19 protein-coding genes are annotated in these 22,112 nt (G+C 74.1%); 5 read left to right on the top strand and 14 right to left on the bottom strand.

The window, feature by feature from the left end; genetic code table 11:
* Positions 1–50: 50 nt before the first annotated feature.
* Genes ASD18_RS08995 through nirB form a run of 6 tightly spaced genes read right to left on the bottom strand, consistent with a single transcriptional unit; the run spans position 51 to position 6,939 of the window.
* Complete coding sequence (locus ASD18_RS08995; RefSeq protein WP_056089596.1) at positions 51–800, bottom strand: S9 family peptidase; 750 nt, start codon at positions 798–800, stop codon at positions 51–53.
* 44 nt (positions 801–844) lie between these two features.
* Positions 845–1,585, bottom strand: a complete 741-nt coding sequence (locus ASD18_RS08990) for a sirohydrochlorin chelatase (protein WP_082573697.1) — start codon at positions 1,583–1,585, stop codon at positions 845–847.
* Positions 1,582–2,700 (bottom strand): uroporphyrinogen-III synthase, encoded by a 1,119-nt coding sequence (locus ASD18_RS08985; RefSeq protein ID WP_056089593.1) that lies wholly within the window; start codon positions 2,698–2,700, stop codon positions 1,582–1,584. The genes ASD18_RS08990 and ASD18_RS08985 overlap by 4 nt, the downstream gene beginning before the upstream one ends.
* A complete protein-coding gene (gene cobA / locus ASD18_RS08980) occupies positions 2,697–3,968 on the bottom strand; it encodes a uroporphyrinogen-III C-methyltransferase (RefSeq protein ID WP_056089592.1) in 1,272 nt (423 codons plus the stop codon). Before cobA ends, ASD18_RS08985 begins: the two co-directional genes overlap by 4 nt.
* The gene (gene nirD / locus ASD18_RS08975; protein WP_056089589.1) at positions 3,965–4,351 is read right to left on the bottom strand and encodes a nitrite reductase small subunit NirD; all 387 of its coding nucleotides are present in this window, start codon (positions 4,349–4,351) and stop codon (positions 3,965–3,967) included. The genes cobA and nirD overlap by 4 nt, the downstream gene beginning before the upstream one ends.
* Positions 4,348–6,939, bottom strand: a complete 2,592-nt coding sequence (gene nirB, locus ASD18_RS08970) for a nitrite reductase large subunit NirB (RefSeq protein ID WP_056089587.1) — start codon at positions 6,937–6,939, stop codon at positions 4,348–4,350. The genes nirD and nirB overlap by 4 nt, the downstream gene beginning before the upstream one ends.
* Positions 6,940–7,073: 134 nt before the next feature.
* Between nirB and ASD18_RS08965 the strand changes: the two genes are divergently transcribed.
* The 3 genes from ASD18_RS08965 (at position 7,074) to ASD18_RS08955 (ending at position 9,766) form a co-directional block, all read left to right on the top strand.
* Positions 7,074–7,607 (top strand): DUF1697 domain-containing protein, encoded by a 534-nt coding sequence (locus tag ASD18_RS08965; RefSeq protein ID WP_056089584.1) that lies wholly within the window; start codon positions 7,074–7,076, stop codon positions 7,605–7,607.
* 14 nt (positions 7,608–7,621) lie between these two features.
* The gene (locus tag ASD18_RS08960; protein WP_056089580.1) at positions 7,622–8,068 is read left to right on the top strand and encodes an HIT family protein; all 447 of its coding nucleotides are present in this window, start codon (positions 7,622–7,624) and stop codon (positions 8,066–8,068) included.
* Between the two features lie 171 nt (positions 8,069–8,239).
* On the top strand, positions 8,240–9,766 hold the full coding sequence (locus ASD18_RS08955) for a molybdopterin-dependent oxidoreductase (protein WP_056089577.1): 1,527 nt from the start codon (positions 8,240–8,242) through the stop codon (positions 9,764–9,766).
* Positions 9,767–9,830: 64 nt separating this feature from the next.
* Here ASD18_RS08955 and ASD18_RS08950 read toward each other — a convergent pair whose 3' ends face one another.
* The 7 genes from ASD18_RS08950 to ASD18_RS08920 all read right to left on the bottom strand — a co-directional run bounded on the left by ASD18_RS08950 (position 9,831) and on the right by ASD18_RS08920 (position 18,027).
* The gene (locus ASD18_RS08950; RefSeq protein WP_056089575.1) at positions 9,831–11,363 is read right to left on the bottom strand and encodes an FAD-dependent oxidoreductase; all 1,533 of its coding nucleotides are present in this window, start codon (positions 11,361–11,363) and stop codon (positions 9,831–9,833) included.
* Positions 11,360–13,519: a molybdopterin oxidoreductase family protein gene (locus ASD18_RS08945; RefSeq protein WP_056089571.1), complete on the bottom strand. Its 2,160-nt coding sequence runs from the start codon at positions 13,517–13,519 to the stop codon at positions 11,360–11,362. Before ASD18_RS08945 ends, ASD18_RS08950 begins: the two co-directional genes overlap by 4 nt.
* Positions 13,519–14,880, bottom strand: a complete 1,362-nt coding sequence (locus ASD18_RS08940) for an MFS transporter (protein ID WP_056089568.1) — start codon at positions 14,878–14,880, stop codon at positions 13,519–13,521. The genes ASD18_RS08945 and ASD18_RS08940 overlap by 1 nt, the downstream gene beginning before the upstream one ends.
* Before the next feature lie 135 nt (positions 14,881–15,015).
* The gene (locus ASD18_RS08935) at positions 15,016–16,068 is read right to left on the bottom strand and encodes an ABC transporter ATP-binding protein (protein WP_056091886.1); all 1,053 of its coding nucleotides are present in this window, start codon (positions 16,066–16,068) and stop codon (positions 15,016–15,018) included.
* The gene (locus ASD18_RS08930) at positions 16,065–16,871 is read right to left on the bottom strand and encodes an ABC transporter permease (RefSeq protein WP_056089565.1); all 807 of its coding nucleotides are present in this window, start codon (positions 16,869–16,871) and stop codon (positions 16,065–16,067) included. Before ASD18_RS08930 ends, ASD18_RS08935 begins: the two co-directional genes overlap by 4 nt.
* Positions 16,868–17,635 (bottom strand): molybdate ABC transporter substrate-binding protein, encoded by a 768-nt coding sequence (gene modA, locus ASD18_RS08925; protein ID WP_056089561.1) that lies wholly within the window; start codon positions 17,633–17,635, stop codon positions 16,868–16,870. The genes ASD18_RS08930 and modA overlap by 4 nt, the downstream gene beginning before the upstream one ends.
* Positions 17,632–18,027 (bottom strand): molybdopterin-binding protein, encoded by a 396-nt coding sequence (locus ASD18_RS08920; protein WP_056089558.1) that lies wholly within the window; start codon positions 18,025–18,027, stop codon positions 17,632–17,634. The genes modA and ASD18_RS08920 overlap by 4 nt, the downstream gene beginning before the upstream one ends.
* A 99-nt stretch (positions 18,028–18,126) precedes the next feature.
* Here ASD18_RS08920 and ppk2 point away from each other — a divergent pair, with 99 nt between their 5' ends.
* Both ppk2 and nhaA read left to right on the top strand, forming a co-directional pair.
* Positions 18,127–18,969 carry a polyphosphate kinase 2 gene (ppk2, locus tag ASD18_RS08915; RefSeq protein WP_056089553.1) on the top strand — a complete coding sequence of 281 codons (843 nt, stop codon included), beginning with the start codon at positions 18,127–18,129 and terminating at the stop codon, positions 18,967–18,969.
* A gap of 55 nt (positions 18,970–19,024) precedes the next feature.
* Positions 19,025–20,398 (top strand): Na+/H+ antiporter NhaA, encoded by a 1,374-nt coding sequence (gene nhaA / locus ASD18_RS08910; RefSeq protein ID WP_056089548.1) that lies wholly within the window; start codon positions 19,025–19,027, stop codon positions 20,396–20,398.
* Here nhaA and ASD18_RS08905 read toward each other — a convergent pair.
* On the bottom strand, positions 20,395–22,095 hold the full coding sequence (locus ASD18_RS08905; RefSeq protein ID WP_156387921.1) for a threonine/serine exporter ThrE family protein: 1,701 nt from the start codon (positions 22,093–22,095) through the stop codon (positions 20,395–20,397). The two genes, nhaA and ASD18_RS08905, sit on opposite strands and share 4 nt — an antisense overlap.
* Between the last annotated feature and the right edge of the window lie 17 nt (positions 22,096–22,112).

Genomic DNA, 22,112 nt, shown 5'->3' with positions numbered 1-22,112 from the left:
AGACGCCGAAGGCGTGCGACACCACCCCCGGGTCGCACGCCTTCGGGCTGTCAGGCGGCGAACCCGGCGGCGATCGTGTCGTCGATCGCCTGCTGCACCTGGTCGCGGTGCTCGGACTCGAGCAGGGCGACCCCGTGGGCGCTGCCGCTGAGCTCGAGGAACGTGCTCGGGTCGTCCGCCCGGGAGACCGCCTCGGACGAGTCGACGCCGACGCTCGAGTCGTCGGTGGAGGCGATGACCAGGAGCGGTCCGTCGTAGCTGCTCGACGCCGACTGCGCGTCCTGGCCGTCGAACACCGCGGGCGGGCCGAGCGCCACGACGGCGACCGGGGCCAGCTCGTCGGCGAACGCCGCCGCGTACGTGCCGCCCTTGGAGGCGCCGACCAGGGCGATGCCCGTGGCGCCGAGGCTGCGGAGCACGTCGACCGCGGCGAGGAACGACTCCTCCCCGTCCGCGGACCAGCCGAAGGACGCGACCAGGTAGCCCTCCCCCGCCAGCCGGGCCAGCTCGTCCGCCCACTGGCACGCGTCGCCCTGGTTCTGCGGTGCCAGGAGCACCCCCTTCGTCCCGCCGCCGGTGAACGAGACCAGCGTCGGGTCCTCGGCGCTGCCGGTGGTCACCGTCGCGGTGCCGGCCGGGAGGCAGTCCGGGGTCTCGGCCGGGGCGAGCGAGGCGGAGATGCCGGCGGGTGCCGGGGCGAGCGTCGGGGTCGCCGCGTCGTCGGACCCGCCGGAGGACGTGCACGCCGCGAGGGCGGCGACAGCGAGGCAGGACGTCAGGACGCGCACGGCACGGGGCATTCCCCGTTCCTAGAGGTACGGAAGGTTTCGGGGCAACCCGCGTCTCAGGTCGCGGCGTCGTACCGGTCGAGCACGATGTCGACCAGGCGCTCGTCGGGCGCGAGCGGCTCGGTGACCACGTCGGCCCCGGCCTCGAGCACGCGGTCGTAGAAGTAGCCGGGGGCCAGCAGGTACGAGGCGACGACCACGCGTCCGCCCGACGGCACGTCCGCCCGTGCGGTCGCGATCGCGGCCGGCACGCGCGGCTCGGCCCCGGCGCCGTAGCCGATGGTCACGGGCTGCTCGAGCCGGTCGGCGAGGCCCGCGGCGACCGACTCCACCGCGAGCGCGGCGGCCGGGTCCGTCGATCCGGCCGCGGCCAGCACGACGAGGTCGTCGGGGGCCAGGCCGGCGGCGTCCAGTCGGTCCACCAGGATGTCCACGAGCCGCGGATCGGGCCCGAGGGGCGACGCCGCGGTGGCGCCGGGCTGATCGACAGCGGCCGCGATGTCGACCTTCACATGGAAGCCGACCGACAGGAGCAGCGGCACGACGACCGCGCCCGACGCGTCGCTCTCCAGGGCGTGCTCGACGACGTCCGCGACCTCGGGCTCCTGCACGTCGACGAAGGCCTCGCGCACGTCGAGCTGGGGGCGGGCCGCCGCGACCCCGGTGAGGATCGACCGGACAGCGGCGCGGCCGCCGGCGTCGTCGGTGCCGTGCGAGCAGCCGATGAGGACAGGCCCGTCGACGTCACCGAGCGGGCGGTCGGGCACCGGACCCCGGGCGTGCAGCGCGTTCGTCATACCGCCTCCTCCAGCTGGAGACGGTATCCCCTCTTGACCACCGTGCGGATGAGGGTGCGGCTCCCGGTCGCGTCCCGCAGGCGCGCGATGGCCACCTCGGCGGCGTGCGGGTCACGCGAGTCGCCCGGGAGGACGGCCAGCACCTGGTCGCGCGGGACGACGGAGCCACCAGCCGCTGCCAGCAGGCGTAGGACCTCCAGCCCCGTGGGCGTGAGGGCGAGCACGTGACCGTCGAGCACGGCCGTGCCGCGGTGGACCTGGAGCGGACCGGCGACGGTCTGCAGCGCCTGCAGGCCGCCGTAGTGGCCGACGAGCGCGCGGACCAGGGAGCCGAGCCGGCCCCGCTCGGGAACGAGCGGCTCGATGCCCCGCTCGAGCAGGGGCTTCGCCGTGATGGGGCCGACGGCCGCCATGACGACGCTGCCGCGCCGGGCGAGCCCGACGATGCGGTCGGTGACGCCGGCGTCGTCGGCCGCCTCCAGCCAGGCGTGCGCGCCGGGTGCCGACGTGAACGCGACGGCGTCGATCTCGCCGGCGGCGACCGCGCGGACCGACGCCTCCACCACCGCCGGGTCCGGGGGCGGACCCCACCGGTACACGACGAGGCTGCGCACCCGAGCGCCCGCGGCGGCGAACGCCTCGTCGAGCCCGTCGGCGCCCGCACCGTGGTGCTGGACCGCGATGTCCCGACCGGCGACCCCCTCGTCGAGGAGCACCTCGGCGATCTCAGCGCTCGTCTCCGACTCGGCCACCCAGTCGGCGGTCAGGCCGGCCGCCTGGATCGCTCCGCGCGCCTTGGGACCCCGCGCCACGATGCGGGTGCCGCGCAGCATGTCGACCAGGGCCTCGGCGAGGCCCAGCGCGTCGGCGGCCTCGATCCAGCCGCGGAAGCCGATCCCCGTGGTGACGACGACCGTGTCCGGCGGGTCCGCCAGCAGCGACCGGGTGCCGCCGAGCAGGGCCGCGTCGTCGATGTGCGGCACCATGCTCAGCGCGGGGGCGTGCCGGACCGCGGCTCCGCGGCGGCCCAGGGCGGCGGCGAGCTCGGCGGACCGACGGTCCGCGGTGATGAGCACGACGAGGCCCGCGAGGGTCTGGTCGATGGGTTCGCTCACAGGGCCATTGTGACGGTGCCGGGGTCCGCTGCGACCGTCGACGCGGTCGTGTGAGGCGCGTCACCATGCGCGGGCTCGAGCAGACCGGCCGCCGCGACCGCACCCAGGACGATCACCGCGGGAGCACGGACACCGGCCGACGCCGCGACATCCACCACGTCATCGAGCCGCGCGCGGGTGACGCGCTGACCGGGCAGGGTGCCCTCCTCGACCAGGGCGACGGGGGTGGCAGGGTCGGCGCCGGCGTCCAGCGCCTCGGTCGCGAGCGTGGCCAGCGCGCTCACGCCCATGAGCACCACGACCGTGCACGACCGGTCCCGCAGGCCCGTCAGTGCCGCGGACGACCAGCCGTCGTGGCCGTTCATCACGTGCACGGCGCCGACCGTCCCGCGGTGCGTCAGCGGGATGCCGGCCGCGGCGGGCGCGGCGAACGCGCTGCTCACCCCGGGGATGACCTCCACGTCGACGTCGGCCTCCCGGCAGGCGAGCACCTCCTCGCCGCCCCGCCCGTACACGAACGGGTCGCCGCCCTTGAGCCGGACGACCACCCGACCGCGCTGGGCCTGCTCGACGAGGATCCGGCCGATCTCGTGCTGCGGCACCGGGTGGTGGCCCGGCGTCTTGCCGACGTCGATGATCTCGACCCCGGGCGCCAGCTCGTCGAGCACCGCCACGGGTCCCAGGCGATCGGTCACCACGACGTCCGCCTCGGCGAGCGCGCGCCGACCGGCCAGGGTGAGCAGCCCGACGTCGCCCGGTCCGCCGCCGACCAGGACCACCCGGCCCGCGTGCGCCCGGCGCTGACGGAGGTCCACGTGCCCCTCGCGCAGGTGCGTCGCGACGGCGTCGCGCACCGCGAGCGTGCGGCGCGGGTCCGGGGAACCCGTCGAGACCACGCCCACGAGGACGTCGCCCTGCTGGGTGGTCGCCGGCGTGCGGGCCGACCCCGCCGAGCCGTCCCCCGCGTCGATGCAGAACGTCTGCCGCGCGGCGGCCCACGCTACGACGGACTCGTCGGTGGAGCGGTCGCCCGTCGCCGTGTGCACCAACCAGGCACCGTCGAGATCCGTCTCCACCACCTCGCGCGAGCGCCACTCCACCAGCCCCCAGCGGTGCAGGTCCAGGAGCACCTCGCACAGCTGCGGGGCGACCACCACCACCACGGCGGCGTCGGCCAGCAGGGACTGCACGCGGCGCGCCGCGACCGGACCGCCACCGACCACGAGGACGCGACGTCCGGTGAGCTGGAGCCCGAGCATCGTGGTCATCGCCCGACCTCCACGAGTCCGTCGGACACCCGGACGGGCCAGGTGCGCAGGTCAGGGCTCAGTCCGCGCGCGGGTGTCTTGCCCGCGACGTCCAGGCAACGGCCCGTCGTCAGGTCGAACACCTGCTTGTACATCGGGGAGGCGACCGTCGGCACCTCGACCCCGTCCACCGACCGCGAGCCGACTATGCCCCGGGAGATCACGTGCGCGTCGCTGAACGGGTCGTGCTGCTGGACCGCCAGGACGCGGCCGTCGAGGAGTCGGAACAGGGCCACCTGGTCGCTGCCCAGCAGCGCCGCGGCGCCGCGCTCGGGAGCGAGGTCCTGCACCCGACACACGGCGGTCCACACAGCGGTCTCCAGCGTGGTCTCCAGCGTGGTCATGAGCGCACCTCCAGCCGGGCTCCGGCGACGAGAACGGGTTCGTGGTGAGGCGTGGGGCGGGCGTCGTCGCGCTCGTCGGCGGTGGCGGGTCGCGACTGGCCGCGCTCCGGGACGTACGCCAGCGACGGGTCCGGGGTGTCGGGCGCGTTGACGAAGGACGCGAACCGGCGCAGCTTCTCCGGATCCTCGAGGGTGGCCTTCCACTCGTCCTCGTACTCGACGACGTGCAGGGCCATCTGCTCGTCGAGGTCCGCCGCGATGCCCAGCGAGTCCTCCATGACGACCGCGCGGACGCCGTCCAGGCCGCCCTCGACCTCCTCGATCCACGGCGCCGTGCGCTGCAGGCGGTCCGCCGTGCGCACGTAGTAGAGGAGGAACCGGTCGATGGTCCGCACCAGCGTCTCGGTGTCCAGGTCCTCGGCCAGCAGCTGCGCGTGCCGCGGGGTGAAGCCGCCGTTGCCGCCGACGTAGACGTTCCAGCCCTTGTCGGTGGCGATCACGCCGACGTCCTTGCCGCGGGCCTCGGCGCACTCGCGGGCGCAGCCGGAGACGCCGAGCTTGATCTTGTGCGGCGAGCGCAGGCCGCGGTACCGGAGCTCGAGCATGACCGCGAGCGCCACCGAGTCCTGCACGCCGAACCGGCACCAGGTGGAGCCGACGCACGACTTCACGGTGCGCAGCGACTTGCCGTAGGCGTGCCCGGACTCGAACCCGGCGTCGACCAGGCGCTGCCAGATGAGGGGCAGCTGGTCGATGCGGGCGCCGAACATGTCGATCCGCTGGCCCCCCGTGATCTTGGTGTACAGGCCGAAGTCCTTGGCCACCTCGCCGATCGCGATGAGCCCCTCGGGCGTCACCTCGCCGCCGGCGATCCGCGGGACCACCGAGTACGAGCCGTCCTTCTGCAGGTTGGCCATGACGTGGTCGTTGGTGTCCTGGAGCGTGGCCCGCTCGCCCTCGAGCACGTGCGCCGGCGACGTGGTGGCGAGGATCGAGGCGACCGTCGGGCGGCAGATGTCGCAACCGCGCCCCTCGGCCCGCGTGCCGAACCGCTCGATGACCTGCGTGAACGACGAGACGCCGCTGACCCGGACCGCGTCGTACAGCTGCGCGCGGGACAGGGCGAAGTGCTCGCACAGCGCGGTGCTCACGGCGATGCCCTGGGCGGCCAGCTCGGTGGTGACCAGCTTCTTGACCAGCGGGAGGCAGGACCCGCAGCTGGTGCCGGCCTTGGTGCACGCCTTCACGGCGCCGAGGTCGGTGCACCCGTGCTCGGTGACCGCCCCGCGGATCGTGCCGGCGGAGACGTTGTTGCACGAGCAGACGGCGGCGTCGTCGGGCAGCTCCAGCTCGGGCGCTCCCCCGCCGCCCTCGGGCAGGAGGAACGCGGCCGGGTCGCCCGGGAGCTCGCGGCCGAGCATCGGACGCAGGCTGGCGTAGGCGCTGGCGTCACCGACGAGGACGCCGCCGAGAAGCGTGCGGGCGTCGTCGGACATCACGAGCTTCTTGTAGACGCCACCCACCGGGTCCGCCCAGACGATCTCCAGCGCGCCGGGGGTCTGGCCGAACGCGTCCCCGAAGCTGGCGACGTCGACGCCCGAGAGCTTGAGCTTGGTCGCCGTGTCGGCGCCGGGGAACGACGAGGTGCCGCCGAGCAGCCGGTCGGCGGTGATCTCCGCCATCGCGTAGCCCGGGGCGACCAGACCGATCGTCGCGCCCTGGATGCACGCGACCTCGCCGACGGCCGAGATGTCGAGGTCGCTGGTGAGGCAGGTGTCGTCGACGACGATGCCGCCGCGCTCACCGATCGCCAGCCCGGACGCCCGACCGAGCTCGTCGCGGGGACGCACGCCGGCGGCGATGACGACGACGTCGGCGTCGACGCGGCCGCCGTCGGCCAGCTCGAGGCGACCGACGCCACCGCGGCGGTGCGGCTTGATCTTCGTGGTCATCGCGTTGAGCCGGACGCCGACCCCGAGCTGGTTGATGAGCCGCCGCAGCGCCTCGCCGCCGCCCAGGTCCACCTGCGCCGACATGAGGTGGGTGCCCACCTGGAGCACCGTGGTGCGGGCGCCGAGCGCCTGGAGCGCGCCGGCCGCCTCCAGGCCGAGCAGGCCACCGCCGAGCACCGCGCCCTTGACCACCCGGTCCTCGGAGAGCTTCTCGACGTACCCGCGCAGCGCCGCGACGTCGTCGACGGTCCGGTAGACGAAGACACCCGGGAGGTCCGCGCCCTCGAGCGGAGGCACCCAGGCCGACGAGCCCGTCGCCAGCACCAGGTGGTCGTAGTGCTCCGTGCGGCCGCGGGCGGTGGTGACCGTCTTGGCGTCGCGGTCGACCTGCGTCACGGCGTCGTCGCGGACCAGCGTCACCAGCGGGTCGGACCACAGCTCCGGGTCGCCGAGTGCCAGGTCGTCGGCGTCCCGGCCCGAGAAGTAGCTGGTGAGCGCCACCCGGTCGTACGGGCGCCGCGGCTCCTCCGCCAGCACCGTGATGCGCCAGGCGCCGGCGGTGTCGCGGTCACGCAACGCCTCGACCAGTCGCTGCGCGACCATGCCGCCGCCGACGACGACCAGGTGCTGGTTCATGGGGTGCTCCGTCGGGCTGGGGGGTGGGGCGCCTCCCACGGTAGGAAGCGGTTGTTTCCCTCGGTGGCGCGCGTCGTTACCTCGCGGGAACCTTTCCCGCACATGACGTTGGTCCTGGGTGTGAGAGTGGCGTCATGAGTCCCGTCATCGCCCTGCTCCGGGCCGCCAACGTGGGCGGTCGCACCATCAAGGCCGCCCAGCTCCGCGCGGCCGCCGAGGGCCTCGGGCACACCGAGGTCACCACCTACGTGAACAGCGGGAACCTCGTGCTGGTGCCCCACGGTCCGGCGTCGTCCGTGGGTCCGGGCCTGTCGGACGCCCTGTCCGCCGAGCTCGGTTTCGACGTCCCCGTCCTCACGCGCACGCTCCTCCAGTGGGACACGATCGTGTCCCGGGTGCCGTTCACCGACGAGGTGTCCTCGGACCCGTCGCACCTGGTCCTCTACTGCTGGGACGGCACCCCGAAGGACACCTCGTTCGACGCGACGCCGTACGGCAACGAGCGGGTCGCGTTCGCCGGGGACGAGACGTACGCGTACTTCCCCGACGGCATCGGCCGCTCGAGGCTCACGCTCCCCGTGCTGGAGAAGGCGACGGGCCGTCATGGCACCGCGCGGAACTGGAACACGGTCCTCGCCCTGCAGCGGCTCGCCCGCGAGCGCGCGTGACTAGCGTGGTCGCCATGACCACCCTGTTCACCAAGATCATCGCCGGCGAGATCCCCGCCCGGTTCGTGTGGGCCGACGACGTCGCCGTGGCGTTCGGGACCATCGCGCCCATCACCGACGGACACATGCTCGTGGTGCCGCGCGACGAGATCGTGCAGCTGACCGAGGCGCCCGACGACGTGCTGGCGCACCTGATGGCCGTGGCGAAGGTGATCGGTGCCGCCCAGCAGGCGGCCTGGTCCGCACCGCGCGCGGCGCTGCTCGTCGCCGGCTTCGAGGTTCCGCACCTGCACCTGCACGTGCTGCCCGCGTGGGACGAGGCGAGCCTGACGTTCCGCAACGCCCGCGCCGACCTGCCCGCCGCGGAGCTGGACGCGGCAGCGGAACGAGTGCGTGACGCCCTGGTGGCCCAGGGCCACGGCGCCCACGTCCCGGCGACCCTGACCTCCCCGGCGCTCTGACACGAGCCCCCGCGCACCACCGGGACGTCCGAGGAAGCGAGCGCTCTGACGACCGTGTGCTCGGACGCGGGTCGAGTGGCGCACAGGTCGTGCGCGGATCATGGGTGACGACATCCGGTGCTGGTCACGGCAGAGTCGGGGTGCACGACTCACCTAGGAGGCAGGCAGCAGATGGCTGGACGTCGGGACACGGGGCTCGCCGCGCTCGCGGGGGTGGCTGCGGGCGTCGTGACGATCGGCGTCGGGTCGCTCGTCGCCCTGATCACCGGGCCGACGTCCGACCCGTTGGTCGCCGTCGGGTCCGCGTTCGTCGACGCGACGCCCGCGTGGCTGAAGGACTTCGCCGCCTCCACGTTCGGCACGGCCGACAAGGTGGTGCTCGGGATCGGTGAGGTCGTCGTGCTGCTGGCGCTCGCCGCGCTGGCCGGGGTGCTCGCCGCGCGACGGTGGGCCTGGGGCGCGACGCTCGTCGTGGTGCTGGGGGCGGCGGCGGGACTGGCCGCGATGGCCCGACCGGACGCCGGCACGCTCGCGGCGGCACCGGCGATCGTCGGCGCCGTCGCGGGGCTGCTGACCTTGCGCGCGCTGGTCCGCCGCCTGCCCGGCGCGCCCGGCCGGCCCGCTCCCGAAGGAGTCCGGCGGCGCGCGTTCCTGCAGGCCACGGCGGCGGCCGGCGCGCTCGGTCTGGTCGGTGTGGTCCTCGGTCGGGCGATCGGTGCCGGCGCCCGCGGTGCGCAGTCCGCACGGGCGGCGATCCGGATCCCCCGCCCGGCCACGTCGGCGGCGCCGGTCCCTGCCGGGGTGGACGTCGGCGTCGAGGGCGTCGGTCCGTGGCAGACGCCCGCGGACGAGTTCTACCGGATCGACACCGCGCTGGTGGTGCCGCAGGTCGACCCGAGCACGTGGACCCTGCGCGTCCACGGGATGGTCGAGCAGGAGGTCACGCTCACCTGGGACGAGCTGCTGGCGAGCGATCTGGTCGAGGCCTGGGTGACGCTCGCGTGCGTGTCCAACCCGGTGGGCGGCGATCTCATCGGGAACCAGAAGTGGCTGGGACTGCCCCTCGCGGACGTGCTGGCCCGGGCGCGGCCGACCGCCGACGCCGACATGGTGCTCTCGCGCAGCGTCGACGGGTTCACGGCGTCGACCCCGCTGGCGGCCCTGACTGACGGGCGGGACGCGCTGCTGGCCATCGCGATGGACGGCGAGCCGCTGCCCGTCGAGCACGGCTTCCCCGTGCGCATGGTGGTCCCCGGGCTGTACGGGTACGTGTCCGCGACGAAGTGGGTGACCGAGCTCCGCGTCACACGGTTCGCCGATGCCACCGCGTACTGGACCGACCGCGGCTGGTCCCCGGAGGGGCCGATCAAGACGCAGTCGCGCATCGAGGTGCCGCGGCCGAGCAGCTCGGTCCCCGCCGGGTCCGTGGTGGTGGCCGGCACGGCCTGGGCGCAGCACCGGGGCGTCACCGGCGTGCAGGTGCGGGTGGACGAGGGGTCCTGGAACGACGCGACGCTCGCCGACGACGGTGGCATCGACTCGTGGCGGCAGTGGTCGTGGACGTGGGACGCCGAGCCCGGCGAGTACCAGCTGTTCGTCCGGGCGTCGGACCCGCAGGGCCCCCAGACGGGCGCGGTCGCGGGCGTCATCCCGGACGGCGCCACGGGCTACGACACGGTCCGCGTCACGGTCACCTGACCGGCCACCATGTCATTGCGCATGTCCTGAACGTGGCTAGCGGACGCATGAACATGGTCGGCGCTCAGGCAGTGGTCGCCGGGGTGGGTTCGCGGGCGTCGGACGTCGTCGCGGTCGCCGGGGCGGGCTGGTCCGGGTCGGAGCGGCGGAGCCAGTCGACGATGCCGCACACCGCGTCCTCGCACCCGCCGCAGCCGGTGGTCGCCCGCGTCGCCGCCGCCACGTCCTCCACGCTGCGCGCACCGTGCCGCCAGCAGCCGACGATGTCGCCCTTGGTGACCCCGTTGCACCGGCACACCACGGCGCGGTCGGGCATCAGTGTCGGGCTCGCGGCAGGGACGGCCGTCCCCGCGACCGGCCGCATGAGCAGCTGGGCGGGGTCGGCCGGGATCGGGGTGCCGCGGGTGTAGGCCGCGACGAGGTCCGCCGCGACCGGTCCCGCGCCGACGCACGTGGCCCCGATGACGCGACCGTCGGCGACGACGACCTCGATGTGCCGGCCACCCTCGGGGTCGCTGAGCCGCACCCGCCGACCCTCGGACACCGACCCGGCGCCGCAGACTCCCATCGCGACGACGTCGAGCCCGACGCCCTTCACCTTGACCACGTCGGTGCCGACGGTCGGCAGCGGCACGTCGTCACGCGCGGCCGACGGTTCGGTGAGCAGCGTCGCGAGACGTCGTGCCTGGTCCCAGCCCTGCGCGATCAGCCCGCTGCCCCCCTCGGGCGGCTCGGCGCAGTCGCCGATGGCGAATACGCGCGCGTCCGCCGGGGAGGCCAGGTCGGTGCCGACGACGATGCCGCGCGCCACGTCCAGGCCGGCCCGCTGCGCGAGACCCACCTCGGGGTACGTGCCGGCGGTGAGCACGAGCAGGTCGGCGGGGAGCACCTCGCCGCCCTCGAGCCGCACGCCGGTGACCCGCCCGTCGCTGACCACGGCCTCCTCGGTGCGGGCACCGACCCGGACAGCGATCCCGAGCGACGTCAGCCGCGCCGTGGTCACGGCGGCGGCGGGCCCGTCGAGCTGCCGGTCCATCAGGTGCGCGCCGCCGTGCACGACCGTGACAGGGACGCCGCGGTGGGCGAGGCCGCAGGCGACCTCGAGCCCGAGCACCCCGCCGCCGACGACGACCGCCCGGTGGGCGTTCACGGTGGCCGCGACGATCTCGCGCGCGTCGTCGAGGGTGCGCAGCGCGTGCACACCGGCGGGCAGGCTGTCGTCGTCGCGCCGGCCGAACAGGTCCGGGATGCGGGCGCGCGCGCCGGTGGCGAGCACGAGGATGTCGTACGGGTGCTTCCCGCCCGCCTGGTCGTGCACGAGGCCCGAGGAACGGTCGACGGTCACCGCGCGCGTGCCCGGCAGCACCTCGCTGGCGGACCGGTGGGCGTTGCGCGGCAGCGTGATCGACGCGACGTCGAGCTTGCCGGCCACCACCTCGGACAGCAGCACCCGGTTGTACGGCTCGTACTCCTCGTCGCCGAGCACGGTGGTGCGGAACCGGCCGCCGGGATCGCGCTGGTGCAGGTCGTCGACGAACCGCGCGCCGACCATGCCGTGACCGACCACGACGACGCGGATCTCACGTCCGGAGCTCATCGGACCACCTCCCCCGCGAAGAGCAACGACTCGTCCTCGAGCACCTCGACCGGTCCCTCCCACCGCTGGACGTCCACCGCGCAGACCTTGAACTCGGGCATCCCGGAGATCGGGTCGGTGGCGTCGGTGGTCAGGCGGTTGGCGCTGCTGGTCCCGCTCCAGTGGAACGGCAGGAACACCGTGTCGGCCCGCACCGCGTCGGTCAGCCGCGCCCGGACGACCCCGCGGCCCCGACCGGTGTCGAGCTGCACGAGGTCGGACTCGGCGATGCCCAGGCGGTCGGCCAGCAACGGGTGGATCTCGACGTACGGCGCCGGCGAGCTGCGTACCAGCTCCGGCACCCGACGGGTCTGCGCGCCGGACTGGTAGTGCGCGAGCACGCGCCCGGTCACCAGGAAGAGGGGCGCGTCGCGGCGCAGGTCGTCCGACGGGCCGCGGTGGTCCACGGGGACGAGCCGGGCGCGACCGTCGGGCGTCGGGAAGCGGTCGAGGAACATCCGGGGGGTGCCGGGGTGCGGCGTCGGCCCGGCGGGGACCGGCCAGAACAGGTCCGGCTCGGCGTCGAGGCGCCCGTGGCTGAGCCCGCTGTAGTCGGCGCGGCCACCGGCGGACGCCCGGGCGAGCTCGTCGAACACGACCGAGGGCGAGGTGTCGAACCGGACCGTCGACCCGAGCCTGAGCGCCAGGTCCGCGAGGATCTCCAGCTCGCTGCGGACTCCCGGCGGCGGCGGGAGGGCCTTTCGGCGCCGGATGACGCGCCCCTCGAGCGACGTCATGGTGCCCTCCTCCTCCGCCCACTGCGTGACGGGCAGGACGACGTCGGCCAGCACGGCCGTCTCCGACGGGAAGAAGTCGCACACCACGAGCAGGTCGAGCGCGGCCAGCCGCTCCCGGACGCGGTCGGCGTCCGGGGCGCTGACCAGCACGTTCGATCCGTGCACCAGGAGGGCGCGCGGGCCGCCCGGCGTCCCGAGGGACCGCAGCAGCTCGATCGCGGGCATCCCGGTCCGGGGCAGGTCGGCGGGGTCGACGCCCCAGACGCCGGCGACGTGCGCGCGCGCCGCGTCGTCCTCGATGGACCGGTAGCCCGGCAGCTGGTCGGCCTTCTGACCGTGCTCGCGGCCGCCCTGCCCGTTGCCCTGGCCGGTGATCGCGCCGTAGCCGGACCCGACACGGCCGGGCAGGCCGAGCAGGAGCGCGAGCGTGATCGCCGCCGTGACGGTGTCGGTGCCCTGCGTGCTCTGCTCGACCCCGCGACCGGTGAGGATGTACGCACCGGAGCCGCCGCGGGACGGTGACGCGTTGGCCAGCAGGAACGCCGCCCGGCGCAGCGACGCGACCGGGACGCCCGTGACCTGCTCGGTCCGCTCGGGCCACCAGAGGGCCAGCGACCGCCGGATGTCGTCGAGGCCCGTGGTCCGCTCGTCGAGGTACGCGAGATCCGCGAAGCCCTCCGCGAGGACGATGTGCGCGATGCCGAGCAGGAGGGCCAGGTCAGTGCCCGGGACCGGCTGCACGTGCAGGCCGCGCTCCTCGGTGGTCAGGTCCGCGGTCGCCGAGCGCCGGGGGTCCACGACGATCAGACCGCCCGCCGCGCGCACCCCCGCGAGGTGCTGGACGGCCGGCGGCATGGTCTCCGCGAGGTTCGACCCGAGCAGCAGCACGGCCTGCGCCCCGCCCAGGTCGGCCAGCGGGAACGGCAGGCCACGGTCCAGACCGAGGGTCCGGTTGGCCCCCGCGGCGGCGCTCGCCATGCAGAACCGGCCGTTGTAGTCGATGTTCGGCGTGGCCAGCACGGTGCGCGCGAACTTGCCGAGCGCGTACGCCTTCTCGTTGGTCAGCCCGCCGCCGCCGAACACCGCGACGGACTCGGGACCGTGGGCCTGGCGCAGGGCGGCCAGCCGGGTGGCGACGAACGACAGCGCGGTGTCCCAGGAGACCGGCTGCCCGTGCAGGAGCGGGGTGGTGAGCCGGTCCGTGGCCCGCAGGAGCGTGGGCGACGTCCACCCCTTCTGGCACATGCCGCCCTTGTTCGTGGGGAAGTCCCGGCCCGCGGCGGTGACGGTGCCCTCGTCAGAGGTGTGCAACGTCTGCGCACACTGGAGCGCGCAATAGGGGCAATGGGTCTCTGCCGCCGCGGACCGGGGGGTGGTCATCAGATGACCGTCGCGCCGAAGGAGCCGGAGCGGCGCTGGTACACGGCCCACGTGGTGAGGCTCATGACCAGGTACAGCCCGACGATCACCCACAGGGCCGCCTGGATGTTGCCGGTGGCCGAGGTGGAGATGGCGAACCCGCGCGGGATGAGGAAGCCGCCGAACGCGCCCACCGCACCCGCGATCCCGAGGCAGCCCGCCGCCGCCTTGATGCGGCGCGCCTTGTCCTCGTCGTCCGTGGCACCGAACCGGAACACCGCGGGGATCATCCGGTAGACCGAGCCGTTGCCGGCACCGGTGGCGACGAAGAGCACGAGGAACGACGCCAGGAACGGGCCGAACGCGTGGGCACGGAGGGCGAAGATCGCGCAGACCACGCCGGTCGCCATGACACCGAACGCGACGATCGTGACGCGGGCACCGCCGAGCTTGTCCGCGAGCATGCCGCCCAGCGGACGGGCGATGGACCCGACGAGCGCACCGGCGAACGCGATCGAGATCGTGACCTCGGGGAACTGGTTCTTCAGCAGCGTCGGGAACGCCCCGGAGAAGCCGATGAACGAGCCGAAGGTGCCGATGTAGATGAACGAGATGATCCAGGTGTGCCGCGCCCGGGCGGCGACGCCGTAGGAGCGCGGGTCCGCCTTGGCGTTGGACAGGTTGTCCATGTACCGCCAGGCCAGCAGGGCCGCGATGAGCACCAGCGGCACGAACATGAGGCCGGCCCGCTCGAGCTCCAGCCCGGCGGCGCCGACGATCACCAGCGGCACCGCGAACTGCACCGCGGCCGTGCCGAGGTTGCCGCCGGCCGCGTTCAGGCCGAGGGCGCGACCCTTCTCCTTCTCCGGGTAGAAGAACGAGATGTTCGCCATCGAGGAGGCGAAGTTGCCGCCGCCGACGCCGGCCAGCGCCGCGACCGCGAGCAGGGCGGGGAAGCCGAGCTGCGGGTTCTGCACGGCGACCGCGAGCGCGATCGTCGGGATCAGGAGGAGCAGGGCGGACACGATGGTCCAGTTGCGGCCACCGAAGATCGGCACCGCGAACGTGTAGGGGATGCGCAGCGTCGCGCCCACGAGCGAGGGCAGGGCGATCAGCCAGAACATCTGGTCGACCGTGAGGACGAAGCCGGCGGCGGGCAGCTGCGGGACGACGATGCTCCACAGCGCCCAGACGGCGAACCCGAGGAACTCGGCGAAGATCGACAACCCGAGGTTGCGGCGGGCGATCGCCCGACCGACGGAGGCCCACTGGCCGCTGTCCTCGGGGTTCCAGCCGTCGATCCATCGGCCGGGGCGGTGGGTGAGCGGCGCAGTGTCGAGAACGGGTGTGGTGCCGGCGTCGGTCGCGAGCTGTGTCGCCATGGGGACCTCCGGGAGGACAGGGTCAGGGGGGCTCGGTCGACGACGACGCTAGGCAGCGGATGTTTCGACCGACCTGTCCCCTCGGTTGCGCGCACGGTTCTTTTCGCGCACCGGTTGCCGCGGGGGCCTGTGAGATCAGGCGAGCGGACGCACCCGCACGTGCTCGGCGGGGACGCTCAGACGCACCTGGGCACCGACGTGCAGACCCAGCTGCGCGACCTGCGCCGGCGGCAGGTCGACGAGCACGTCACCCGTGGTCCGGAGGCGCACGCCGGTGGTCCCGGGCTCGAGGTCGATGACGCGCGCCGGCCAGCCCTCCCCGACCGTGACGGCGGTCGGCGGGAACGTCACCTGCACGCGCCCGCCCGGTCGCTGCGGAGCGCACGGGATGACGACGCCGTCCGGGCCGGCGACCGCCGTGGACCCGTCGGGCAGGGCGACGAGCGTCCCGACGACGAGGTTGACCCCGGCCAGCGCCGCCGTGAACGGGTGCACGGGGTCGGTGAGCACGTCGAGCGGCCGGCCCTGCTCGACCACCTGCCCGTCGTGCAGCACGACCACCCGGTCGGCGAGCGTCACCGCGTCGAGCACGTCGTGAGTGACCAGCACCGTGGCGGTCCGGGTGCGGCGCACCTGCTCGCGGACCAGCTCGCGCAGCTCGGCGGCCGTGCGCACGTCCAGCTGCGCGAAGGGTTCGTCGAGCAGCAGCACCGCGGGCTCGGCGGCGAGCGCCCGGGCCAGGGCGACGCGCTGCCGCTGCCCGCCGGACAGCGCGTCAGGACGCCGGTCGGCCAGCCCGCCCAGCCCGACCGCCGCCAGCCACTCGTCGGCCACCGCTCGGGACTGCGCCGCCGGCATCCCCGCCGCGCGCGGACCGAACGCCACGTTCTCCCGCGCGCTCAGGTGCGGGAACACCAGCGGGTCCTGGCCGAGCAGGCCGACGGACCGGTGCTCGGGCCGCACCGCCGACTCCACCCGTCCGTCCCACACCGCCGTCAGCGTCCGCTCCCCCACGCGCACCACCCCGGCCGTGGGCACGAGGTGCCCGGCCAGGACGGCGAGCAGCGTGGACTTGCCCGCGCCGTTCGGACCGAGCACGCCGACGATCTCCCCAGGATGGGCCGCGATGGTCACGTCGAGCGCGAAGGCGCCCCGGCGGACGGCGACCTCGGCGTGCAGCGACGTCACGCGGCACGCCCCGGGCGCCACGCCCGCGCGGCGAGCAGGACCGCGACCGCTGCGAACACCAGCAGCAGCGACAGCGCGACCGCGGTCCCCTGCGTCACACCGGCTCCGTTGAACGCCGAGTAGATGGCCAGGGGCATGGTCTGCGTGACGCCCGGGGAGTTGCCGGCGAACAGTGCGGTCGCGCCGAACTCGCCGAGCGCCCGCGCGAAGCAGAGGACCGTGCCGCTGACCAGGCCGGGCATGACCAGCGGCAGGGTGATCCGGCGCAGCACGGTCCAGCGGCCGGCGCCGAGGCTGGCGGCGACGACGTCGAACCGCGTGCCCGCCGTCCGCAACGACCCCTCGACCGACAGGACCAGGAACGGCATCGCGACGAACGCCTGGGCGATCACCACGGCGGTCGTCGTGAACGGGATGCTGATCCCGAACCACGTGTCGAGCGTCTGCCCGACCAGCCCGCGCCGGCCCAGCAGGTAGAGCAGCGCGATGCCGCCGACGGTCGGGGGCAGGACGAGCGGCAGCGTGACCAGGGCGCGGAGCAGGTCGGCGGGCCAGCCGCGCGCACGCGCGAGCACGACGGCGAGCGGCACGCCGAGCACCAGGCACGCGCCGGTCGCGACGACGGACGTGGACAGGGAGAGCCACAGGGCGTCGCGCGCCGACGGCGTCGCGATGTCGGCGGGCAGCGACCCCCAGTCCGCGCGCAGCAGCAGGGCGACGACGGGGAGCACCAGCAGACCGGCCGCCAGGGCCGCGGGCAGCCAGAGGAAGCCGGGGACGCCGACGGAGCGCTCGCGGGTCACGGCGCGGTGAACCCGTGGTCCGCCAGGATCCGCTGCCCCTCGGCGGAGAGCACCAGGTCGACGAACGCCTGCGCAGCGTCGCTGTGCGTGAGGGCGACGATCGGGTAGGAGTTCACGGCCGACGCCGCCTCGGGGAACCTGACCCCCGCGACCGTGTCTCCCGCTGCCAGCACGTCGGTCCGGTACACCAGTCCCGCGTCCGCGTCTCCGGTCTGCACCTTGGTGAGGACGGCCTTGACGTTCTGCTCCTCGCTGACCGGCGTGAGCGCGAGGCCGGCGCCGTCCAGGACCGTGCGCGACGCGGAACCGCACGGCACCTCGGGCGCGCAGAGCACCACCTTGCCGCCCGACGACGACAGCGCCGCGACGTCGGCCAGCGAGCCGATCTGCAGCGGGTTGCGCGGCGCGACGACGATCTGCAGGGTGTTCCTCGCGAAGACGGTGGCGTCATCGAGTCCGACGACCTCGGCCATGGTGTCCTCGTCGGCCGACGCGAAGACGTCGGCCGACGCCCCGCCGACCAGCTGCGCCGCCAACGTGGACGAGCCGTCGTAGGTCACCGGGTGCACCGCGACGCCCGGGTGCTGCTCGGCCATCCTCGCGGCGATCTCGTCGAACGGGCCCTGCAGGGAGGCCGCCGCGAACACGGTGAGCTCCCCGGTGATCCCGTCCGCCGTCGCCGGCGCCGAGGCCGGGGCGTCGGTCGCGCAGGCGGCCAGGGCGAGCAGCACCGCCGCGGAGCCGACGAGGGCGCGCACCCTCATCGTGGCGTCTCGACGAGCACGGTCGTCGCCTTGACCACCGCGGTCGCGCGTGAGCCCACCTCGAGCCCGAGCTCGCGCACCGCCTCGGTGGACATGAGCGACACCAGCCGGAACGGACCGGCCTGCAGCTCGACCTGGGACATCACCGTGTCGGAGAGGATCCGCGTCACCAGGCCGGTCAGCCGGTTGCGCGCCGAGCTGGTGCCGGCGGAGGGGTCGTCGGGAGTCCGGGCACGCTCGACGGCCAGCGCGGCGAGCTCGACGCCGCCGACGACGCTGCGGCCGGCGTGGTCGGTCCGCGCCTCCAGGGCACCCGACTCGACCCAGCGGCGCACGGTGTCGTCGCTGACGCCCAGCAGCTCGGCGGCCTCGCTGATCCGGTAGTCGGTCACGAACGCGATCGTAGTGCCGCAGAAGCGACTGTCCAGAGCCGCTCAGCCCGCAGATGCGGAACTCGGGCGGAAGCCCTTCCCTGCCGGTAGCGTCCGGGCATGGCGAAGAAGTCCGGCAAGAAGCACCAGGACAAGGTTCCGAACGACGTCTACGAGGCGGAGCTGTCGCGGCTCCAGGCCGAGCTGGTGAGGGTGCAGCTGTGGGCCAAGGAGACCGGCGCGCGGATCGTCGTGGTGTTCGAGGGCCGCGATGCAGCCGGCAAGGGCGGCACGATCAAGCGCATCGCGGAGTACCTCAGCCCCCGCATCGTGCGCATCGCCGCCCTGCCCACACCGACCGAGCGCGAGAAGGGCCAGTGGTACTACCAGCGCTACGTGGCGCAGCTCCCCACCGCGGGCGAGGTCGTCCTGTTCGACCGCTCCTGGTACAACCGCGCCGGCGTGGAGAAGGTCATGGGCTTCTGCACGCCGGAGGAGTACGACCGGTTCATGCGCCAGACGCCGATCTTCGAGCAGATGCTCATCGAGGACGGCATCCTGCTGCGCAAGTACTGGTTCTCCGTGTCCGACAAGGAGCAGCTCAAGCGGTTCCGGTCGCGGCTGAACGACCCGCTGCGGCAGTGGAAGCTGAGCCCGATGGACCTCGAGTCGATCAGCCGGTGGGAGGACTACTCGAAGGCCAAGGACGAGATGATGGTGCACACGGACACGATCGGGAGCCCGTGGTTCGTCGTGGAGTCGGACATCAAGAAGCACGCCCGGCTCAACATGATCAGCCACCTGCTCTCCACCATCCCGTACAAGGACGTCCCGCACGACAAGGTGACGCTCCCCGCCCGACCGTCCGCGTCGACCGGGTACGAGCGTCCGTCGCGCGAGCTGTCCACCTACGTCCCGAACCACGTGGCCAAGCTGCTCGGGGACCCCGAGAAGTACATCTGACGCCGAGGGCGAACGCCCGTTGCGTCCTGGTCGATCACCTGCGACCTTGATCCGCATGTCGACGACCTCGACCTCCCCCGGCCCGTCCCTGCGGGTCTCGCTGCCCGGTCTGCAGCCATCGGTGAAGAACTTCCTCACCAACGAGGCCGGCAGTGCCGTCTACCTGCTCGCCGCCACCGTCGTCGCCCTCGTCTGGGTCAACTCCCCGTTCGCGGACTCCTACGAGTCGCTCTGGCACACCTCCGCGGGGTTCCACGTGGGCAGCTGGGGCATCGACCTGGACCTGCACCACTGGGTCAACGACGCCGCGATGGCCATCTTCTTCGCGGTGGTCGGCCTCGAGATCAGCCGCGAGGCCACCACCGGGGAGCTGCGCGACAAGCGGACCGTCGCCGTCCCCGCCCTCGGCGCCCTCGGTGGCCTGCTCGTCCCGGTGCTCATCTACCTGGCGTTCAACGGCGGCACGGACGCCGCGCACGGGTGGGGCGTCGTCATGTCGACGGACACCGCGTTCCTCGTCGGCATCCTCGCCCTGTTCGGCCCCAAGTGCCCCGACCGCCTGCGCCTGTTCCTGCTCACGCTCGCGATCGTCGACGACATCGGCGCGATCACCGTGATGTCGATCTTCTACACCGACGAGGTCGACATGGCCGCGCTCGCCCTCGCCGCGGCGGTCGTGGTCGGGATCCTCATGCTGCGCTGGCTCAAGGTGTGGCAGCTCGCGCCCTACGTCGTCGCTGGGATCGCGCTCTGGTTCGCGGTGCAGGCGTCGGGCGTGCACGCCACCCTGGCCGGCGTGATCATCGGCCTGCTCGTCCCCGCCCGGCCACCGGACCAGGAGACCATCGACGAGGTCGCCGGCTACGGGCGCAAGCTGATCGACGACGCCACCGCCGAGCGCGAGCACCTCGCGGAGCTGGCGGCACGTGCCGCGGTGCCGACCAGCGACCGGCTGCAGCGGATCCTGCACCCGTGGAGCGCGTTCGTCGTGGTGCCCCTGTTCGGGCTGGCCAACGCGGGCATCCGGTTGAACCTGGAGTCGCTCCAGGCCGCGGCCCAGTCCCGGCTGGCCATCGGGGTCGCCGTGGCGCTCGTGCTCGGCAACGCCATCGGCATCACCGGCGCGGCCACCCTGGCGATCCGGTTCGGGCTGGGCGAGCTGCCCGGCCGCGTGCGGTGGGGTCACCTGCTCGGCGGCGCCGTGCTCGCGGGCATCGGGTTCACCATCTCGCTGTTCATCGCCGAGCTCGCGTTCGACGACGCCCAGCACCTGGAGAACGCGAAGATCGGGATCCTGGCCGGGTCGCTCACCGCCGCGGTGCTCGGCTCGATCCTGCTGCGGTGGCTCGGCGAGAAGCTGCCGCTGTGCTCACCGCTCAGCGACGCCCCGCCGCCGCTGCCACCCCTGCCGTGGCGGGCACCCGCCTAGAACCGCGTCACCGCCAGCCCGACGCGCCGCCCGACGGCGGACCCGAGCGCGATCCCCGCGAGCACCCCCAGCGAGATCGCGACCATCGTCGTGCCGGCCGTGACCACGGTGTTCAGCGCCTGGGCGTCCTCCCCGAGGATCGAGGTCACCCCGACGAGGCCCAGCGCACCGGGCACCAGCAGCCAGAAGCCCGGCAGGAACCCGACCAGCGCGGGCGGCCCGGTCGGCCGGGTCGCGGCGAACATCGCCACCGGCGTCATGAGCGCCGCCCCGATGAACGCGGAGAACACCCCGCCGAAGAACAGCCCGCCCACCACCTGCCCGGCGTAGGCGACGACGAGCACGAGCAGGATCCACGGGAGCGCGGAGCGTCGGGCGCAGTGGTGGAACACCACGCCCGTGCCGAAGACCAGCACCCCGAGCCACGGCCCGGCCCACCCGAGCGGCTGGGACGCCGCGGAGCCGAGCTCGGACGCGGGGACGCCGACCAGTGCGGCGGCGCCGGTGATGCCCAGCGCCAGGAGCACGAGCTGCATGGTCCCGGCGGCGAGGCGCGCGGCGCCGGCGATCATCTGCCGGGTGGCCAGGTCGATCGCCGCGGTGGTGAGCAGGGCCCCGGGCAGGAAGGTGACCAGGGGTGCCACGAGCGGCACGAGCGTGCCGACGTCGATCCCCGACCGGGACAGCAGGAACACCGCGGCGGCGACGACGAACGCGCAGCTGAGCACCACGAGCGCCTGGTAGGCGGCGGGCAGGCGGGCGGCGGCGACCTGCAGCCCGGCGATCGCGGCACCGAGCACGGACGCGACGAGGACGTCGACCAGGCTGCCGCCGAGGATCATCGCGAGGCCCGCGCAGACCCCGACGTACCCGAGGATGCGGACGGCTCCGCTGTACAGCGGGGGCGCCGACACGGCTGTCTCGATCCGGGCCGCACCGTCGTCCGGGTCGAGGGAGCCGGACTCCGCCTCGTCGGCGACGCCGAGCACGTCCTGGACCTGGTGCAGGCGCAGCTGTCGCCAGCCGGCCGACGACGCAGCGGTCTGCATCGACGTCCGCCCCGGCACCGAGACGAGGAGCGCGGTGGGCAGCGCGATGATCTCCACGTCCGGGGCGCCGTTGATCGCCGCCACCCGCTCGAGCGTCCGGGTCACCTGCACGACCGGCGCGCTCGAGTCGATCATCGCCTCGCCGAGCACCATGAGGAACCGGACGGTCGCCACGGTGTCGACGGACGGCTCGGTCGGCAGCGCGACGGCGTGCGCGTCGTCCAGCACGCCGATCTCGGTCGTCGTGGCGGCCGCTTCGAGGGCGGCCGACGCGGGCACCCCCGCCGGCCGGAGCCTGCGGTTGCGCCGGAAGAGCACCGCCAGGGCGGTCGCCGCGAGGACGAGGACGACGAGCGCGGTGATGATCGCCCCGAGCGGGATCGTCGAGCTGGTGACCGCGGGGTCCACGGTCCACGGCACCTCGACCACCACGGTCTCGGTGGGCGCCGGCGCCTGCGACGGTGACTCCTCGGGCGCGGTCGGCACCGGCTCCGCGGTCGCCGACTCCGCAGGGGTGACAGCTTCCGTCGGCGCGGGCGCAGGGGTCGTGGGTGCGTCGGTCGTGGTCGGCGTCGGCGTCGGCTGCAGCAGGGTCTCGCCCGGGTCGGGCGAGACCTCGACGCCGGTGGTCCCCGGGTCGGGTGACACGCCTGCGCCGACCCCGG

The sequence above is a fragment of the Cellulomonas sp. Root137 genome, assembly GCF_001426725.1.
Classification (GTDB): Bacteria; Actinomycetota; Actinomycetes; order Actinomycetales; family Cellulomonadaceae; genus Cellulomonas.
The sequence above is the reverse complement of the archived record's forward strand: the minus strand, read 5'-3'. Positions and strand labels throughout refer to the sequence as shown.